The sequence below is a fragment of the Streptomyces roseicoloratus genome (assembly GCF_004117935.1).
Taxonomy (GTDB): domain Bacteria; phylum Actinomycetota; class Actinomycetes; order Streptomycetales; family Streptomycetaceae; genus Streptomyces; species Streptomyces roseicoloratus.
In genome coordinates this window covers 1-210 of record NZ_SDOY01000001.1, presented here as the reverse complement: position 1 = coordinate 210, position 210 = coordinate 1, and the positions used below count along the sequence as shown (strand labels likewise).

Sequence of the window (210 nt, the reverse complement as noted above, 5' to 3'; positions counted from 1 at the left end):
TGAGGCTTTTCCATCATCGGTCTGAGCTGGCCAAATGCAGTGTGAGCACGGCTTGGACGAGGCTGGTGATCCGGGTGGTCGAGCATCGGAGCTTGCGAAGGAGCCGCCAGGACTTGAGGGTGGCTGTGGCCTGCTCGACGAGGGCGCGGATCTTCGCGTGGGACCGGTTCACCGCCTGCTGACCGTTGGAAAGATTCTCCCACCGCCCCC

At 63.8% G+C, this 210-nt stretch carries 1 protein-coding gene; it reads right to left on the bottom strand.

The window, feature by feature from the left end:
- Nucleotides 1–13 precede the first annotated feature (13 nt).
- Nucleotides 14–210 (bottom strand): transposase family protein (locus ESG85_RS00005; protein WP_164986119.1); only part of this gene is annotated, 197 nt, incomplete at its 5' end.